13 protein-coding genes are annotated in these 17352 nt (G+C 58.9%); 3 read left to right on the top strand and 10 right to left on the bottom strand.

Translation table 11 applies throughout. The annotated features are described in order from the left end of the window. Positions 1-172 precede the first annotated feature (172 nt). The 3 genes from OA90_RS09685 to OA90_RS09675 all read right to left on the bottom strand — a co-directional run bounded on the left by OA90_RS09685 (position 173) and on the right by OA90_RS09675 (position 1996). Positions 173-730, bottom strand: coding sequence for a YceI family protein (locus OA90_RS09685; protein WP_068409987.1), 558 nt, complete (start codon positions 728-730; stop codon positions 173-175). A gap of 24 nt (positions 731-754) precedes the next feature. Beyond that, positions 755-1339 carry a cytochrome b gene (locus tag OA90_RS09680; RefSeq protein ID WP_068410623.1) on the bottom strand — a complete coding sequence of 195 codons (585 nt, stop codon included), beginning with the start codon at positions 1337-1339 and terminating at the stop codon, positions 755-757. Between the two features lie 72 nt (positions 1340-1411). Next, positions 1412-1996 (bottom strand): YceI family protein, encoded by a 585-nt coding sequence (locus OA90_RS09675; RefSeq protein WP_068409985.1) that lies wholly within the window; start codon positions 1994-1996, stop codon positions 1412-1414. A gap of 436 nt (positions 1997-2432) precedes the next feature. On the opposite strand from OA90_RS09675, the gene OA90_RS09670 reads away from it, so the two are divergent. Next, on the top strand, positions 2433-3152 hold the full coding sequence (locus OA90_RS09670; RefSeq protein WP_082836948.1) for a glycerophosphodiester phosphodiesterase family protein: 720 nt from the start codon (positions 2433-2435) through the stop codon (positions 3150-3152). An 88-nt stretch (positions 3153-3240) separates the two neighbouring features. Here the strand turns inward: OA90_RS09670 and OA90_RS09665 are convergent, their stop codons facing one another. Continuing rightward, complete coding sequence (locus tag OA90_RS09665; protein ID WP_068409974.1) at positions 3241-4698, bottom strand: NAD-dependent succinate-semialdehyde dehydrogenase; 1458 nt, start codon at positions 4696-4698, stop codon at positions 3241-3243. A gap of 214 nt (positions 4699-4912) precedes the next feature. Beyond that, positions 4913-5320 carry a helix-turn-helix domain-containing protein gene (locus OA90_RS09660; RefSeq protein WP_082836947.1) on the bottom strand — a complete coding sequence of 136 codons (408 nt, stop codon included), beginning with the start codon at positions 5318-5320 and terminating at the stop codon, positions 4913-4915. Positions 5321-5390: 70 nt separating this feature from the next. Here OA90_RS09660 and OA90_RS09655 point away from each other — a divergent pair, with 70 nt between their 5' ends. Next, positions 5391-6191, top strand: coding sequence for an NAD(P)H-binding protein (locus OA90_RS09655; protein ID WP_068409970.1), 801 nt, complete (start codon positions 5391-5393; stop codon positions 6189-6191). Positions 6192-6537: 346 nt separating this feature from the next. On the opposite strand, the gene OA90_RS09645 is transcribed toward OA90_RS09655, so the two are convergent. The 5 genes from OA90_RS09645 to OA90_RS09625 all read right to left on the bottom strand — a co-directional run bounded on the left by OA90_RS09645 (position 6538) and on the right by OA90_RS09625 (position 15954). Next, positions 6538-6891 (bottom strand): helix-turn-helix domain-containing protein, encoded by a 354-nt coding sequence (locus OA90_RS09645; protein WP_068409965.1) that lies wholly within the window; start codon positions 6889-6891, stop codon positions 6538-6540. A 219-nt stretch (positions 6892-7110) separates the two neighbouring features. Beyond that, positions 7111-11457: a translocation/assembly module TamB domain-containing protein gene (locus tag OA90_RS09640; RefSeq protein WP_068409958.1), complete on the bottom strand. Its 4347-nt coding sequence runs from the start codon at positions 11455-11457 to the stop codon at positions 7111-7113. Between the two features lie 5 nt (positions 11458-11462). Next, positions 11463-13385, bottom strand: coding sequence for an autotransporter assembly complex family protein (locus tag OA90_RS09635; protein WP_068410613.1), 1923 nt, complete (start codon positions 13383-13385; stop codon positions 11463-11465). 325 nt (positions 13386-13710) lie between these two features. Then, entirely contained in the window at positions 13711-14622 is a 912-nt protein-coding gene (folD, locus tag OA90_RS09630) for a bifunctional methylenetetrahydrofolate dehydrogenase/methenyltetrahydrofolate cyclohydrolase FolD (RefSeq protein WP_068409955.1), read from the bottom strand. A gap of 147 nt (positions 14623-14769) precedes the next feature. Then, the gene (locus OA90_RS09625; RefSeq protein ID WP_068409950.1) at positions 14770-15954 is read right to left on the bottom strand and encodes an AGE family epimerase/isomerase; all 1185 of its coding nucleotides are present in this window, start codon (positions 15952-15954) and stop codon (positions 14770-14772) included. A 224-nt stretch (positions 15955-16178) separates the two neighbouring features. Between OA90_RS09625 and OA90_RS09620 the strand changes: the two genes are divergently transcribed. After that, positions 16179-17309 (top strand): polysaccharide biosynthesis/export family protein, encoded by a 1131-nt coding sequence (locus tag OA90_RS09620; protein ID WP_068409947.1) that lies wholly within the window; start codon positions 16179-16181, stop codon positions 17307-17309. Positions 17310-17352 lie beyond the last annotated feature (43 nt).

The following is a 17352-nucleotide window of genomic DNA, read 5'->3' as shown; positions in this document are numbered from 1 at the left end:
TCTGGCTGTTTCCGGTCCGCTGGGGCAGCCGGAGGCGCTGGAACATAGTGTGCCGTTCTCATACGGCAAAAAGGCCCTGCACGCCAAGTGCCAGGGCCTTCTCAGTTCGTCGGATTATCCTGCCTGCTCCCGCAGGAGAGGCGCTTCGTGGGCCTGGTCTGGATGGCCGGTCTTACCGGACTGCGGTGAGATCGAGTGTCACCGTGACGATATCGCCGACCGCGTCTGTGCCGACACCGGCTCCAAGCTTGTAGTCGAGGCGGTTGACGGTCGCGGTCCCTTTTGCGATGGCCGTGTCGCCGTTGATATCCAGGGTGAATTCCAGGTCCACCGGCTGTGCGGCCCCCTTGATTGTCAGCAGGCCGTCGGCGCGATAGCTGTTGCCTTCGAGATGGCTGACATTTTGCGACGTGAATTCAGCGGTCGGAAAGTCGTTGATGTCGAACCATTCCTTGCCCGGCAAGGTGCCGTCAAACTGCGGGTTGCCGGTGGAGGCGCTCATCGGTTTGATCTCGGCGGAGATCCTGGCCTGCTCCGGCGCGTCCGGATCGAACTCGATGTCGGCTTCCCAGGTGGCGAAAAAGCCCTTCAGGGTATCTGTGCCTTGCTTGACCTCAAAGCCGAGCCTGCTTCTCTCCGGATCCACGTTCCATGTTTCCGACAGGGCGGGGGTCGAAAATGCCGAAGCGGCGATGATCGAAAGAGTGTAAGCGTTTTTTCTCAGTGACATGCAAGATTTTCCTAAAGCTGGAAATCAACTATCGGTTTTGGCGGGCGCGGAGGAAATCATCCGGGTCAGTGTGTCGTCCCGGGATATGAAATGATGCTTGAGAGCCGCGGCGACATGCACCGTGATCAGCGCGATCAGCAGGTAGGCACCGTACTCATGCAGCAGCTTGAAAAAGCTCTCGGCCTGTTCCTGGCTGCCCAGGGATGCCGGTACGTGCAGATGCGGGACGGGCAGAACGTTGAACAGGATGGTCGGAATGCCCCATGGGGATGCAGAAACCATGAACCAGCCGGTCACGGGAATGGCGAATATAAGCGCATAAAGCCCTGCATGACCGAGATGCGCCGCGATCTTTTCAAGAGGGGGCATGCCGTCGGGCAGCCGCGGTGAAGGATTGACCAGCCGCCAGAAAAGACGGAGCACGGCAAGGGCCAGCACAACGAAGCCGATGGACTTATGCAGTTGAAACAGCTGGAATGTGAACGGCTCGGTCTGCGGTAACTGACGCATGTACAGTCCGAGCGCGAGCATGCCGATAATCAGCAGGGCCATCGTCCAGTGAAAACCGATGGCGATCCATCCGTAGCCCGATTTCGAATTGCGCAGCATGACACGCTCCATGGAATGCAGGGACCGGAGTGCCGGTCCCTGCCTGTAGCAGATCAGACGATTGCCTGCCTATCAGTTGGTTGTGTCACTCTTGAGTGATTCCGCATGGAACGTCACGGTCACTTCGTCGCCGACATAGGGCACATACATGTCCATGCCGAAATCGGATCGCTTCAGAACGGTCGAGACAGCGAAACCGGCGGCAGCCTTTTTCGCCATCGGGTGCTCACCGAAAGAGGTGACGTCAACGATCAGCGTTGCCGGCTTGGTGATGTCCTTGATGGTCAGGTCGCCGGTGACTTCCAACTGGTTGTCTCCGGTTTTTTCGACCTTGGTGCTCTTGAAGGTTGCCTGCGGATATTTCTCCGCATCGAAGAAATCGGCGCTGAGCAAATGTGCGTCGCGGTCGGGAAAGAACGTGTCGAGGCTGGAGACGTCGATGGTGAACTCAACTGAAGAGTTGGACGGCGTTTCCTCGTCGATCAGCAAAGTGCCATCCCAGTCGCCGAAACGGCCTTCGGTGGTGGAATAGCCGAGATGGTTGTAGGAGATGGCAAGGTTTGCGTGCGACTTGTCGAAGTCGTAGGCGACTGGCTCTGCGGTGGCGGTGCCGGCCAGAAGAGACAGGGCAAGGGCAGTAGCAGCAAAACGGATCATTATCGAACCTCAATAGCGTTGTCTGGAGCGTTCACTCCCGAACGCCGTCCCGTCTAGATAGGCAAAATTCGCCAGAGTGCTATTTGACTGACTGTTCGCTGTGATTGAACAATGGCAGTAAGACTGACCAAGCCCAATAAGTCAGGTCATCGGTAGAAATTTCAAGGCCTGGATGGTGTCATGTTATTCGGATCAATGAACGAATCCCGATTCGGCAAACGCCTGCCGGGTAGTGGATTGGTTGGAACACACCTCATGACCATGAGTCGATAGTCAGGAGGTGCGCATTAAGTAAGTGAAATCATGAGCAAAGTTTCGGTGTCATCAATTCATCAAGAAATTCAGGCACATGATCTGCCAACTTCCTTCCTCACGGGCTGGCCGGCAGCCGTGGCAAGCTCCGGACGTCCGGTCCGGGGACACAGGAGAATTAAACGTGAAACAAGCGGTCATAGTGTGTCATCGGGGTGCCAGCCTGATGGCTCCGGAGAACACCATTGCCTCTCTTGAGAAGGCGATAGACATCGGGGCTGACGTGGTTGAATTCGACGTGCGTCCATCCAGGGACGGCATTCTCTACGTGCTCCACGATGCGGAAGTGGACAGAACAACCAGCGGAACCGGAAGGATCGCCGACATGAATTCGGCGGACATCGATGCGCTGGATGCGGGAAGCTGGTTCGGACCCGAGTTTGCCGGCGAGCGGGTTCCGCGCCTGGACGCCTTTCTGGATACCTGCAAAGGACGGATCGCGACCTATGTCGAGATCAAGGAAGGCGATCCGGCCGAAATCCGGGACATGCTCGCCGTCCGGGGCATGCTCGAAGATGCCTGGACATTCTCGTTCGATCAGGCAATCCGCGCCGAGGCCCGTGCCAAGGTGCCCGACCTGAAACGCATGGTCCTCTACATGCATGTCGGATCGGTTGACCGTGCCGTCGCCCAGGATGCGCAAATCCTCGAGTTCCACCACGACAATGTGGAGGAGGACCTGGTGGCCAGAGCCAAAGAGGCCGGCCTCATTACCCAGATGTTTTATGCCGGCGACGACCGGGCCGTCTTTGAAAAAGCGGTGCGCTGCGGTGTCGAACAGATGAACATCGATCACGTCGATGTCTTCCGGTCCGTGGAACGGGAGTTGATGACCCCGGTCTGACACCGGATACCCGTCTGGATCAATATCCCGCGTTTCTCGGAAAGCGGGGTTTAACCGCTTTCCGACAACGAGGACGTCAAAGGCCGGCCTATTTGCCCAGACCGCCGATGCAGCTGTATTTGACGTTCAGATAATCGTCGAGACCGTATTTGGATCCCTCGTTTCCGACGCCGCTGTCCTTGAAACCGCCGAAAGGGGCGACCTCGGTGGTGATCACGCCTTCATTGACACCAACAAGGCCGTATTGCAGCGCTTCCATCACCCGGAAACTGCGGCCGAGGTCCTTGGTGTAGAAGTAGCAGGCGAGGCCGAATTCCGTGTCGTTCGCGAGCGCGATGGCTTCTTCCTCGGTGTCGAAGCTGAAGAGCGCCGCGAGAGGGCCGAAGGTCTCTTCACGGGCGACCTTCATGTCCTTGCTGGCGCGGGTGATCAGTGTCGGTTCGAAGAACGTTCCAGGGCCGTTCGAGGGGTGTCCGCCGGTCATCAGAACGCCGCCCTTGGCGAGTGCGTCCTGAACATGCACGGCAACTTTTTCAACGGCCGCCTCGTTGATCAACGGACCTTGCGTAACGCCGTTCTCCAGACCGTTTCCGACTTTCAACTGCTCCACCATTGCCGTTTTCAGTTTCACGGCGAATGCATCGTAGACGCCCGCCTGAACATAAATCCGGTTGGCGCAGACGCAGGTCTGGCCGGAGTTCCGGAACTTGCTGGCAATCGCTCCTTCAACCGCACGGTCGAGATCCGCATCGTCGAAGACGATGAAAGGGGCGTTGCCACCCAGTTCCATCGAAATCTTCTTCATGTTCTTGCCGGCATTGCCGGCCAGCAATTTGCCGACCCGGGTGGACCCGGTGAAGGTGATTTTCCGCAAGGCCGGGTTCTCGCACATCTCCTCGCCGATGGCCGGGGCATCGCCGGTGATGATATTGATGACACCCTTGGGCAGTCCCGATTTCTCTGCCATCACACCGTAGACCAGCGCGGAATAGGGTGTGAACTCGGCCGGTTTCATCACCATGGTGCATCCGGCGGCGAGCGCCGCACCAAGCTTGCGGGCGATCATCGAATTGGGAAAGTTCCACGGTGTGATGGAGCCTGCGACGCCCACCGGCTCCTTGGTGACCAGAATACGCCGGTCGGCCCAGGGCGAAGGAATTGTATCGCCGTAGACGCGTTTGCCTTCCTCGGCAAGGAAACGGATATATTTGACGCCCAGCGCGATCTCGCCCTTTGCCTCGGCAAGCGGCTTGCCCATCTCTGTCGTCAGAAGAACTGCGAGATCGTCAATCTGGTCCATGATGGCGTCACACAGATTGTGCATGTGTCCGGCGCGCGCTTCCGCGGTCAAAGCCTTCCAGCCCGGCAGCGCGGCGTCCGCAGCGGCGATAGCGCGAGCGGTTTCCGCCCGTCCGCACATGGGTATGGTTCCGATCTTTTGACCGGTCGCAGGATTGGTCACTTCGATCGTTTCGCCGCTATCGGCATCCAGCCAGGTACCGTCGATAAAAACCTGTTGTTTCAACAGCGAAGTATTCAATGACATGGAAGGCTCCCCGAAGATTGGGATGAGGTGGAGGCAGATTTCTGATCTGAATAGATGCGTTAGAGATAGAGGGCGAGCGTGGGCTCTTGCAAGTGCTTTCTAGTTGAAAGAGGGCGCGCCGAGATCGTAGCAAAGGCAATTTGCAGGAAGCGGGAATGCGAGGTAGGGGAGCGCCATCCGTAGTCGCCTGATTTGAAGCAGAAGACCTTCTCCGTCAAGTTGTTGGCCGGCCGTCGAAGCGTGCCTGAGCCGTCTCTATTTCGTCCTTGCGCCGCCTGCTCCATATGACCAGTGAAGCTACTTGCTCCGCGAAGGAACGGCCGAGCTCCGTCAGTTCGTAAGTGACACTCGGCGGAACGGTCGGCTCGACATGACGCAGAACGTGTCCGTCGCGTTCCAGGCGGCGTAGCGTCAAGGTCATCATTCTCTGCGAGACGCCGACCAGCGCACGCTCCATCTCCCGATACCGCCGCGGGCCTGCGGATAGTTCAGCAAGCGCCATTACCGTCCACTGTTCGCCCAGCCGATCAAGCGCAAGGCGTATTCCGCAGTCCTCGTGATCCGGCGAGCCGCAAGGTTCTATCGCGGCTTTCCCGCGAACATCGGTGTGCGTAGCGGACAAGATTGTGCCTCCTTATGTGTCTGATCGAAACGTCCTAAACCATGCCGGAACCTAAAGGAAAGGGACGTCCATGATTTTGATAACCGGCGCATCGGGCCAGCTTGCATCACTTGTAGCACAAAGAACGAAGGAGGCCGGACTTCCGGTTGAAACAGCCAGCCGCTCGCGAGTTGCTGACCGACTGATGGATTTCGATCACAGGGAGACGCTGGACTTCTCAGGCATCTCAACTGTGTTCCTTCTCTCCGCCGGCTATGCAGAAGATGACATTGTCATGCGGAGGCACGGAGCCGTATTAAAAGAGGCACGCCGCCAAGGCGTTACACATGTTGTTTACACAAGCCTGTCGGCGGCCAGCGATCATCTGGGTTTTGCGCTCGCACATCGCTGGACTGAGCGCGCCTTGATCGAAAGCGGTCTCGGGTGGACGATCCTTCGGAACGGGCTTTATGCGGAGTTGATCGGTACGCTTGCCGCGCCGCGCCAAGGGCGGATCACGGTGCCATTCGGCACCGCTGCGATATCCGCAGTAGCGAGAGCCGATCTGGCCGACGCGGCGTTCGAAGTCCTTCAAAATCCGAAGGCACACGCGGGGCTCACCTATGAACTTTCCGGCGTCACGCCATTTTCCGTATCCCATCTGGCACAACGGCTTGCAGTTGCCTATGAACCGACAAGTCTTGCGGCCGAGCGTGAGCGGCTATCCACCGTGCCTCTCTTGCCCTTTCAGGCCCCGATGCTGTTATCGATCTCGTCGGCCGCGATGGCCGGCTTCCTGAAGTCTGACGTTAGCGATCTTCTGAAGCTCGTGCCGCAACCACGCGACGCTCTGACGGTCGCCTACGACAAGGCACGGGTGGCAAACGGATGACGGGGAGCGGTGTTGGCGCGTTCCGGCCTTCGGAGTTCAATTCCGATTTGTTATTTTCCGGCCAGGGCGCGAACAGCTCATCGCTTACGGATCTTCAGCAGCAGCAGAGACGGCAACAAAGAGTGACACCAACTGTTTCAATTGCCGAAACTGAAGGTCTGGCAGCCAAGGTGCTGGTCGCCGCCAAGGTTTCCCGGCAGCCGCAGGCTGGAAGCGCGCGAGACTGCTGTCCGTGAAGGGGTGAGGATGCCTGAGGAAATTCTGCAGGATCTCCTCAGGTTTGCAGGGGAGGGGGAACAGACCTGAGCCGGAAGGCGATAAAGACCGATCAGTCGGCGTTTGCGAGTTATTCCCCGTTTATCCGGTCCTGCAGCACCCCGATTTCATCGGCAAGCGTCTGGGCCTGCTTTTGAATTCGATCAAGGGCGACCCGCATACTGTCCAGATCCGCTCCCGGAGCGTCTTCCGAAATCGGGGGGGTGCCGCGGCCGACGAGCAGCCAGGTCGGGCTGACATTCAGGACGCCGGCAAGCAGAACGAGCTTGTTGGAACGGGGCTCGGAACGGTCGCTTTCCCAGCTTTGCATCGTCGCCGTCTTAATGCCGAGCCGGCGTGCCAACTGGGCGGTGGACAGGCCCGAGGCGTCCCGCGCCTTGCAGATCCGTTCCCCCAAAGTGTAGTCGCTACTGTTGTTCGACATGGTCGCACTCCCGTCACTGACGATCGTTTCCGCCGCCAGATGTACGGTCCCCGCCGGTCCCGACGGAGAATTCTTCCTGAATATGTGGTTCATGGCCCGCAACCTCGCACGGCAGGCCGGTGCATCGCAACAGCTGGACCGGACTTTGTCGGATTGAGATCGCTGAACGGCGGAAATCTGCGATGTCCCTGATAGGAATGTCAGGGTTCGGATATGGTCTCAGTATTCTTTCTCGAAGAAAATACCGGCTTTCGATGACCCGTCCGCTCCAACTTCACCGCGCACTTTCAGTCCGCGGTCGAGATCGATGTCGACCTGGACGCGGCTTGAATCTGTCCCGGTTCCCTGTTCGACGCCAAGGTAGATGTTGTCGTTTATATACTTGCCGACCGAGACCGACGGACCGTTTTCACCAGTGGTGTTGACGTCTATCTCATCAAGCCCGAGCGACTTGCGGATGGAGGCAAGGGGACTGTTGTCATTTCCACCCGTCAGGGTCGCGATGGCGGCAGCCAGCCGTGCGACCTGGGTTGGCGAAAGATTGCCGACACTCTTGCCGAAGAGCAGGAGAGCGAGCACCTCGTCCTGTGGAAGTTCAGGAGAGGACGTGAATGCGATTTGCGGGTCGTCTGCCTCACCACTGACACTCACGGTAATCGTCGTATCGCTGACTGTCGTCGTGGCGGCGAAATCGATGACCGGTGTCAGAGATCCTTCGAATGTGGCGGTACCATGCGAGAACAGAAGCCGCCGTGTCAGGATATTGAGTTGACCGCGCCGGAGGCTGAAGGCACCGATTGCTTGCGGATCGGTCGTCGTTCCAACGATTTTCAGTTCACCCTGCAGTTCGGCATCGAGTCCGCGGCCACGAACGAAGATCTGGCCGGGCGCGGAGAGCAGGATGTCGAGGCGTGGCGGGAAGCTTCTCTCCTGGGTTTCGCTCTGCTGCGATCCGCCACTGAGTTCCGCTGCCTGCAACTGAACCGCCTTCGAAGCGTTCACATGGCGCACATCGACAGGAGGAATGGCGCCGGGCAGACTTTCGGGAATGGAAATGTCGGCCTTGTTGATCTTGACCGTTCCATTGATCAATGCCGAACCTGTCGGGGACGCGAGTGGCCCGGAAACTTTCAGATCGGCATTGATAACCGCCGTCACCAGGCCGGGGTCGACGTAACGGCCGTTGTTCAGCTTGAGAGCGATTTCTGCAGCCAGTCCGTCTTTCATGCCCACCGTTCCCCCGGCAGAGAAATTTCCGCCGGTGGCAAGATCTCCCACAATGCCGTTCAACACCGCCCGGTCCTGGGAAATCGAAATGGTGCCGCCGATGTTCTGTGCGGTCAGGCCGGTGGTCAGACTGGTTATCTTGAGGCCGGCCGGAGTTGCCGTCATCTGGTAGGCAGGATTCGCAGCGCTGCCCGAAACCGTGCCTTGCACGGAAATTGTCCCTTCGCCTCTCAGTCCGGAATCCAGCAAGGGACGCCGCAACGCGGCAAGGGGAACCGTCCCGTCAAGCGAGATGGACAGAGCATTCGGTCTGGAAAGTCCGATGGCGCCGTTGGCGGTCAGGTTCAATCCGTTCGGATCGCTGACGCGGGTGGTCTGTGTGATCTGATCGGACTTCAGCGAACCGGAGGACGTGAGGTCAAGAGCCGACAGCCCGTTGCTCTTGAGGTCGCTGGACGTGAGCGAAGAGCCGGTTATCGTCCATTCCGCCTCGGGAGACGAGGCACTGCCCGTGGCTTTCACATTGCCCGACAAAGTGCCTCCAAGACCCAGTGACGGCAGGAACGCGTTTGCGAGGCTCAGGGGCACCGACTTCAAATCGGCGGCGATGTCCAGGGACTGTCCGGCTTTGCCGGCAACCGACAGAGATCCGTCGCCAAGCTTGAGTTCCAGGGGTGCGATTGTCGCTTCGCCGCCACTATAGGAAATGGTTGTCGGCTGCCTGAGCGCGCTGGAAAGACCCTGATAGCGCAGGGCGAGTTCCTGAAGGGCCAGCACATATGCACCGGTATCGGGTTCGTTGACGCGGGCCTTGAGGGTCAGTCCGTCGCGCTCTTTTTCGTCCATGGCAACTTGTGCCGAGATCGCCGTGCCATCCCCATCCGGTGTTGCGCTGATGGAGGCGCTGTGAATGGGGGTTGCATTCGTCAGCAGGCCGGAGAGCTGAATATCCGCAGTGACGTTCTCCGGGGAATAGGGCGCCGCCAGGTTGGCCTTCAGCGTCAGGGTGCCGATACTGACTGACGGAATGCCGATATCGTTGCCGGTGACATCAACCGCCAGCGTCCGGTTGTCCGGATTGGCGGACAATGTCCCTTGCAGATGGCCACTGATCTCCGTCAGCAGCAGTGGGGAGAGGGAAGCAAGATCGGGAGCGTCAATCGTCAGATCGCCTCTCAGCGTCTCGACGGGCTCGTCCACATTCGCGATGGACAGAGCCCCCGTCACGGTGTTTCCGGCAAGGCGGATCGACAGGGGAGAGACGTCCGCGCCGCCGTCCTTGCTGGTCAGCACCACATCGACGGAGATCGGCTGACCGTTGAGTGATGCCGTGCCTTTGACGGCTGCTGTTGGTGCGGCCGGATCCGCCGTCGCATCCGCGGAAAAACTCAGGTCGTCGAGGGGCGTTCCCGCAAGCAGGATCTGCTGAGAGGTGGCGTTCGCCTCAACCTCAAGAGCGCTTATCGGACCGGAGGAACGAACGTCCAGCACAAGATCGCCCGCGAGCTGAGGATCTACTCTGGACAGATCCTCAAGGCTGACTGTCAGATCGGAGGTGAGGGCGGTCTTCTGGTAGTGCGCATTGCCGCGAACCTCCAGGGCATTGTTTTTCAGCGCCAGGCTTTTGACGGTTATGTCGTCCTGTCCTGCAAGAGCCAGCGTCAGATCGAGGTTGCTTTCTCCCGACAGCAGCATGTCCGCTTGGGAAACGCCGGTTTTGAGCTCACGCAGCACCAGCGCGCTGGTTGCCGATCCGGTGAGCGTGGCCGGGTCCAGGTCGGCGGAAAAGCTTCCCGAAACACTGCCCCCGAGATCGCGTCCGGCGAGACCGGATAATTTTGCCAGATCCGTGAGCGACAGGCGGCCACGAGCGTCGACCTTGTCTTCGGAAATCTCCGTATCCGACAGCGTGACGCGACCGGCCGAAGTGTTGACGGCAAGATCCGTGATCCGCAGCGAATTGTTCCTGCCATCGGCTGTCCCCTTTCCCTGCATGGACAACGGGCCTGACAGCGGGGCAGTTTCCTGTGTCAGTCCTTCAAGTTCAGCAATCGCGAGGGACAAGTCGAATGGCGAATTCATGACCGAAGGTGTGAGATCGGCGCCGGAGCCCGAGGTCTTCAGGTCCAGTTCACCCGTCCGGACTTCCGCCGTTTGAAAGGACGCAATGTTCACATCGCCAGACCAGTCGGCGGATGACCGCTGCCCGGAAACGGTAAAGTCGGCCTTCAGCGGACCGAATGCAATTCGCCGGTCAGCCAGTTCAACGGCAATAAGGGCGCCTTCACCCGCGCTCACCGAAAGCTGGGCCGAAGCGTCAATTTTGGAGCTGGTGAGGTCTGCGCTGGCATCAAGGGAAACTGTTCGGGTCTTGAGGGCAAGCAGCGCCGATTGCGGTGTGAAATCATCGGAGAACCGGGCCTCTCCCGAAGCGTTTGTGGTGCCGAGCAAGAACGCCTGGACCTCGGGAGGCGCCAGGGGAGCGAGATCGCCGTCAAGATCGAAGGAAAGGTGCCGTCCGCCGGCGGTATCTTCAATCCTTGCGGAACCTGTCACGGTTGACCGTCCGTCCAGATCCAGACCGAGTTTGGCCGCCCAATTGGTCAAGGGACCGTCGCCTTTGAGCTCCAGGCGCAGGGCCGGAAGCTCTGGGACTTCGAGAAGACGTGCGGCCAAACCGCCGCGAGGTTCCGAGATCGTGATGTCGAAGGCAAGCTTTTCGGCGGCCGGTTCGAATTCGGCAGTGGCAAGCAGGCTGGCGTCGATTCCGTCGGTGCGCTTGACGTCCAGTTGGGCCGTGAGAAGGGCAGGGTCGGCTGCGAACGTTCCCGACCCCGAGGCGCTCAGGGAGACGGGAGTTCCAAGCAAGGCTTGTCCCAGGTTCACTTCGCCGAGACGGAAACTCTCCAGAGTGACGTCGACCGGCAAAGAGAAACCCGTAGAGTCATCGCTGCCGGGCGCTTTGCCGGTGGTTTCGTCCTGCGGGATTGAAGGTTGTCTTTCCAGGTTGATCTGGGCGGCGGTCACGCTGGCGATTTCCAGTTCGCCGGAAAGGAGCATCAGCGGATTCCAGCCAAGTGTGAACTGTTCGGCGTCAAGCCAAACACCCGTCTCATCGGCAACGGTCAGGCGCTCAAGCCCGCCGTTGAGATTGAAGTCGAGATGAAGGCCTTCGATGCGCACGATCCGTCCGTCAGCGGATGCAAGGTTACTGACGACACCGGAAACAAACGCCCGGCCGGCCGACACCTGCATCGCGGCGATGGCGAGAATCGGAATGGCGATCGCAAGCGCGATCAGGAATCCGAAGACCCGTAATGAAAGCTTTAGAAAACGCATATGCGCTAAAACGCCTGGCTCAAACCGACATAAAGGGCGAAATCCGGGTCACCCGGTCCCGGGTCCAGCGGTATAGCCGCATCGATACGAAGCGGCCCTATGGGTGTAAAGTAGCGCAGCCCGGCGCCAACGCCCACCTTCAGGCCCTCAGAAAAGTCGGGAAAACTGTTCTCATACGCGTTTCCCGCATCCACAAATCCCACGACACCGATCGTTTCTGTCATCTGGACACGGATTTCACCGGACAATTCGATGAGAGACCGGCCTCCCGTCACTTCGCCATTCACCCGCGGACCGACATTCCGGTAGGCATATCCGCGGATAGAGCCTCCACCGCCGGCAATGTAACGCCGGCTCGCCGGAACTGCTTCGACGGAGGGCGCGAAAATGGAGCCGGCGGTGACTTTGCCGGCAAGGATGAAGCGTTTGGCTTCATCCAGCGCGTAGTAGCTCGAAACGGTGCCTTTCACGAATCCCATCGCATTGGAATTCAGCGTGTCATAGGCAGGTTCCGCGAAAAGCGCGGCAAAGACCCCTTTGGAAGGGTTCAAGAGATTGTCCCTGTTGTCGAAGGTCAGATCGGCCGGCAAGCCGACGAGCAGGTAGTCACTCTCCCCGAAGGCATCTTCTTCGTCGGCATAGAAAATCTCGGCCCCCGCACGGCCCTTGAGCTGATCCGTGAACTCACGATTCAGATAGGCATCATAGGTGATTGTGCGGCTGAGATAGGCATCAGGGTTTTCCTGCCGGGCGCCCAGGCTCGTCGAGAAACTGGTCAGCGGACCGAAAACACCGGGTTTTTCGAAGGCAATGCGTGCCGAATATTCGAGTTTTTCAAGGCTTTCGTTCGCGATCCGGCCGATGGAACCTTCCACCGACAGCAGTTCCCCGCGGCCGAAGAGATTTCTGCGCCGCCAATAGGATTCAACTCCGAAGCCTTCCGTACTGGACCAGGACGCGCCGGCGCCGATCACATGACGCTTGCGCTCGGTCACCTCGATGGTGATCGGCATTGTCCCCTCGGGACCGGCGATGTCACCTTCAATCAGCCGGACGGAAGAAAAGATGCCGAGATCGTTCAGGCGTTTGCGGGCCCTTGCGAGGTCTGCCGGAGAATAGAGCGCGCCTTGTGGAAGCATGGCCTGCTGAAGGACGAATGCCGGATCGGTAACCTTTGTCCCACTGACGGAAACGGCGCCGAAATGGGCCTTAGGACCTGCATCGGCTACCAGCGTAACCGCGAGACGGTTGGTGCTGTGATCGGCTGTAATCCTCCGCTCGGCAATCTTCGCCTTCGGATAGCCGCGGCCGCGCAGGACAGTGACCATCCGCCCTTCCGCCGCCAGGATCTCGTCCGAAGCCGCCACCTCGCCGGGAGAGAGGTCCCAGAAAGCGGGGTCGGAGGAAAGGTCCGCTCCGCGCGAGGAGATCGAAATGTCCCCGAAGGTGAAAACAGGGCCCGGATTCACCATGATGGTGACGTTGACCGGACGGGCTGAGGGAAGATCCGACTGCTCCAGGGCGGTCTCAAGCGGGATGCCCGCGAGCAGTATGTCGACAGTGCCGCCGTAGCGGCCGATCGAGTAGAGCTTTGCGACCAGCCGTTCGCGATCGGAAAGTGCGCGGGCCAGCAGTCCGGCTTCACCGGACGGCGGCTGTTTCTGCTTCTGCATCAGGATCGAGGTGCTGCTTAGCTCCGTCGAAAGATGCTCATTGTCGCTCGAGAGGGTGATCTCGGGTTTGTAGGAAATGGGATCCGGAACCGCCTCGGGATTTTCCTCCGAAGACCCGAAGGGCTTCCAGCCGAAAAGTTCAAAGGAATGGGCGGATTGTGATGCCGTTGTCAGTGCGGTGAATATCAGTCCGGCCTGAAGAACGCGTCTGGCAGCACAAAGCACACCGCTAGCCGGCAAGCCGGCCGATGCCATAAATGCGTAACCACGCGCACCCGATGCAAAGCCGGGTTTGCAGGACGGTAGACCCATCACTAACTGCCGCCTGACGGTTTGGCATGGCCGAATTGCCTCAGTGTATCCTGTCACAATCAAGCCAAACTGCGTACGCAGTCCCTACGTTTTTTACGTTAGGTCAACCACGGTTAATGGACTCTCAATACGATAGATCATGGCGGCGCAAACAGCGCAAGTGCATTGGCGCGACAACGACTTGAAACAAACGACGCAGCCGGTGCCGGAACTCTATGATCTCATCTTCGAGCAGCATTGCCATGGTCTGTGCAAGAAGATGGAGACCTTAAAACAACGGCTCTTCTTCAGGGAGATGGAGCAGGCGCCGTGCGGCGGTCAGCGTGTTGACCATGAGCATGGCGATGGTCATCGGTCCGACCCCACCTGGAACCGGCGTAATTGCGCCCGCGCGCTCAAGCGCTTCCTCGAATGCGACGTCGCCGACAAGCCGGCTCTTGCCTTCGCCGCGTTCAGGGGCGGGGATGCGGTTGATACCCACGTCGATGACCGTTGCTCCTTGCCCGATCCAGTCCCCCTTTATAATTTGCGGGCGGCCGACGGCGGCGATGACAATATCGGACGCGCGCACGACATCCGGCAGATTTTGGGTCCGGCTGTGTGCAATCGTGACGGTGCAGCTTTCCTGAAGCAGAAGGCTGGCCATCGGTTTGCCGACGATGTTGGATCGCCCGACCACGACGGCATTCTTCCCGGCCAGCGTGTCCCCGAGAGTTCGTTTCAGGAGAACCAGACATCCCGCAGGGGTACAGGGAACCAGCGCGCTTGCCCGTTCTCCGGCTGTAAGAAGGCCGACATTGACGGGATGGAAGCCGTCGACATCCTTCTCAGGCCGGATGAGGCGAAGCACCTTGCTCTCGTCGATATGTCCGGGCAAAGGCAACTGCACAAGAATGCCGTGAATGTCCGGATCGTTGTTGAGGCTTTCAACAAGCGAGAGAACATCGGCTTCGCCGGTCTCCGCAGGAAGCGTATGCTTGACGGAATGAAACCCGCAGGCTTCCGCAGCCCGGTCCTTGTTGCGTACATAGACTTGGCTTGCCGGATCTTCCCCGACCAGCACGACCGCCAGACCCGGACGCACGCCGCTGGCTTCAAGCAGCGTTGCTGCCCGGCGGGTGATTTCATCGCGAACCGACTCTGCGATCGCCTTGCCGTCAATGATCTGTGCCTCGGGCATTCCGCGTCCTTGTTTCTGTGTTCGTGAGCTGAAATCCGGATTCGGCGACAAGCTATAGAATGTCGCCGGTAAATGAAAAAGGCGGATTACGTCTTTTCCTGCTCCCGATTCGTCATGAGGCCCTTGAATGCAGGCGGCCGCAATTCCTCATAGTGATTTCGCGAATGCGTTCAATTCGGAAATTGCGCAGACGATATGATAGAGCGAGCTGGCCGGGGCCGGCTCATCGACAAAATCCCCCTCCGGCGTAAGCTTGTCGTGCCAAAGGCCCGCCGGCACGTCCTTGAAGTAGATCTGCAATGCCTGCACTGCATTGGGAATGTCGCCGAGATAGGCCTCTCTTTCGGCTCCCGTCGAGATCTTCGCCATGGCGACCGCCGCCTTGATCCATTCGGTTTGTCCCCAAAGTCGGGCAACCGGGTCGCGAACGGTGAAGTCGTCGTTCAGCGCCATGAAGGCCACGCCCCGGCTTTCATCGATGCCGTAGGTCCAGCCGATGTCATAAAGACGACGAGCGGCGACAAGGGCGCCGGCATCGCCGCGCGATTGTCCCCATCCTGCCAGCAGCCAGGCCCATTCGAATTGATGGCCAGGCTCCATCACACGGCCCTTGTCGCTCGGGGCAGGCGTCCAGTCGAGATCGAAAAATTCCCGCAAACCGCCGTTGACCGGATCGATGAACCGGGTCAGCGCAAGCTCTGCGATTTCATCGGAAAGGTCAGTCCAGACAGGATCTTCGGAGATTGCTTCCCATGCACGGCAAGCCTCGAACAGGTGCATGTGCGGATTGGAGCAAAGCGGTGCCCTGTCCGGGTTGGCCTCCCGGAACCCGGCTTTCGAATGTCGATAGTTTTCGAACAGAAAGCTCAGGAGTTTGTCGGCGTGCGCGGTCGCGGCGGCCCTACGGTCTGGAACCGTTGAAGCTATGCAGGCGAAACCGAACAGGGCGAAAGCCTGATTGTAAAGGTCAAACGAAGAATCGGTGATCCGGTTTTCCATGTCTGCGGCGCTGGCGTAATACCCCGCGTCCGTCACAAACGTCTTCACGTGCCAATCGGAAAGTTTGATCGCAAGTTCGGCGGCAGGACCCGGCCAGCCAAGTTTTGCACCTTCCAGAAAGGAATAGATTTGCCTGGGGACAATGCGTGCCCGGCGCGGGACAGGAAGGGCCCGCCTCGTTTCCAGGTCAATTGCTTCGAAACACTCTCCCGCTGTAAGGTTTGCGCCTTCCGTGCACCAGACAGGAAGAGCTTTTTCCGTAAGCCAACCTGTCAAATCTTCCGAGGATTTCCTGATTGTTTCAACGATCAAGGTCAGGTCGTTCGCGGTCATTGATGTCCTCGTCAGGCGCGGGTAAACCTCGCGACGCATGTGCCTCATTTGTGCCGATCTTAAGACGATAAATCGGAAATTAATCAATTCACTAGGAAAAAGAAGTGTACTGTTACAGCAAAGTCACAGGTGAAAATTTCTCCTGGGAATAAGGACGTTGTGTCTTGGACATAATGGCCAGAGGGTGCTACCAGACGGACAACAAACGGGTGGAATGGGGTCTAATGCGAATTTTGTCAGTACTGGTGGTTGCGGGGGCGTTGTTCGGATGTTCCGCTCTACCCGGAGACGGGCCGGCCGCAATCAATATTACCTCGCAGGATGTCGAGGACAGCGCCAAGGCTGGCGACTACACTGTCGTGGTGCTCGAGCCGACAAACATCGATCTCGTCAAGACCTACCGTCCCCTGGCATTTGCAAATCAGTTCCACGGCGTTGGCAGCGGCGGTTCGTCGACTTTGCTCGGGGTCGGGGACACTCTGGTGGTCACGATCTGGGAAGCGTCTCCTGACGGACTGTTTTCCAGCGGCGGTGGCGGCTCCAGCCAGATACCCTCCGTGGTGGATGAAAACGGTTATATTTTCATCCCATATGCAGGACGCGTCCGTGCGGCGGGTTTGAGCATCGAGGGGCTGCGCCAGTCAATTCAGAAAAAGCTGATAGGCAAGGCAGTCGAGCCGCAGGTTCTTGTTTCTTTGCAGGACAAACTCAGCACGACCGCTGTCGTTGTCGGCGATGTGGCGAAGCCGGGCGTTTATCCTTTGCCCCTGCGCAACACGCGTCTGCTTGACCTCGTGGCCCAGGCGGGTGGATCCCGTGAGGCCACCTACGAGACGGTCGTTACGCTGAAACGGGGACGCCGTGCCGGAACGACGCGGCTGGAAGACCTGATCGACTATCCGGAAAACAACGTTCTTGTCTCGCCAGGCGACAATATTCTTCTATCGCATCGTCCCCGCACCTATTCAGCTTTCGGTGCTGTGAAGGCCAACCAGCTCGTTCCGTTCAAGACCAAGACGGTGACGATGGCCGAGGCCATGGCAACCGTGGGCGGGTTGCGTGATGATCGTGCCGATGCCAACGGGGTGTTTCTGTTCCGTTACGAAGACGCGGCACTTGTCCGCAAGTTGAAGCCTCTTCTCGACAGCAAGCTTGCGGGTCAGACGACTGTTCCCATGGTTTACAAACTGAGTCTCAGAGATCCCCAGGGCTTCTTCCTGGCGCAGAATTTCGAGATGCGGGACAAGGACATTCTCTACGTCTCGAACCATCCGACCGCGGAACTCGGAAAATTCCTCCAGATTATCGCACCGCTCATCAGCAATTACTCGACGGTCCAGCGAATTTACGATTAAAGATTGCCGGTCGAAACTTTCAGCGGTTTGAACCGGCAGTTTT

It is taken from the genome of Labrenzia sp. OB1 (assembly GCF_001624695.1).
Lineage (GTDB): Bacteria > Pseudomonadota > Alphaproteobacteria > Rhizobiales > Stappiaceae > Roseibium.
This window is presented reverse-complemented; position numbering and strand designations above follow the sequence as displayed.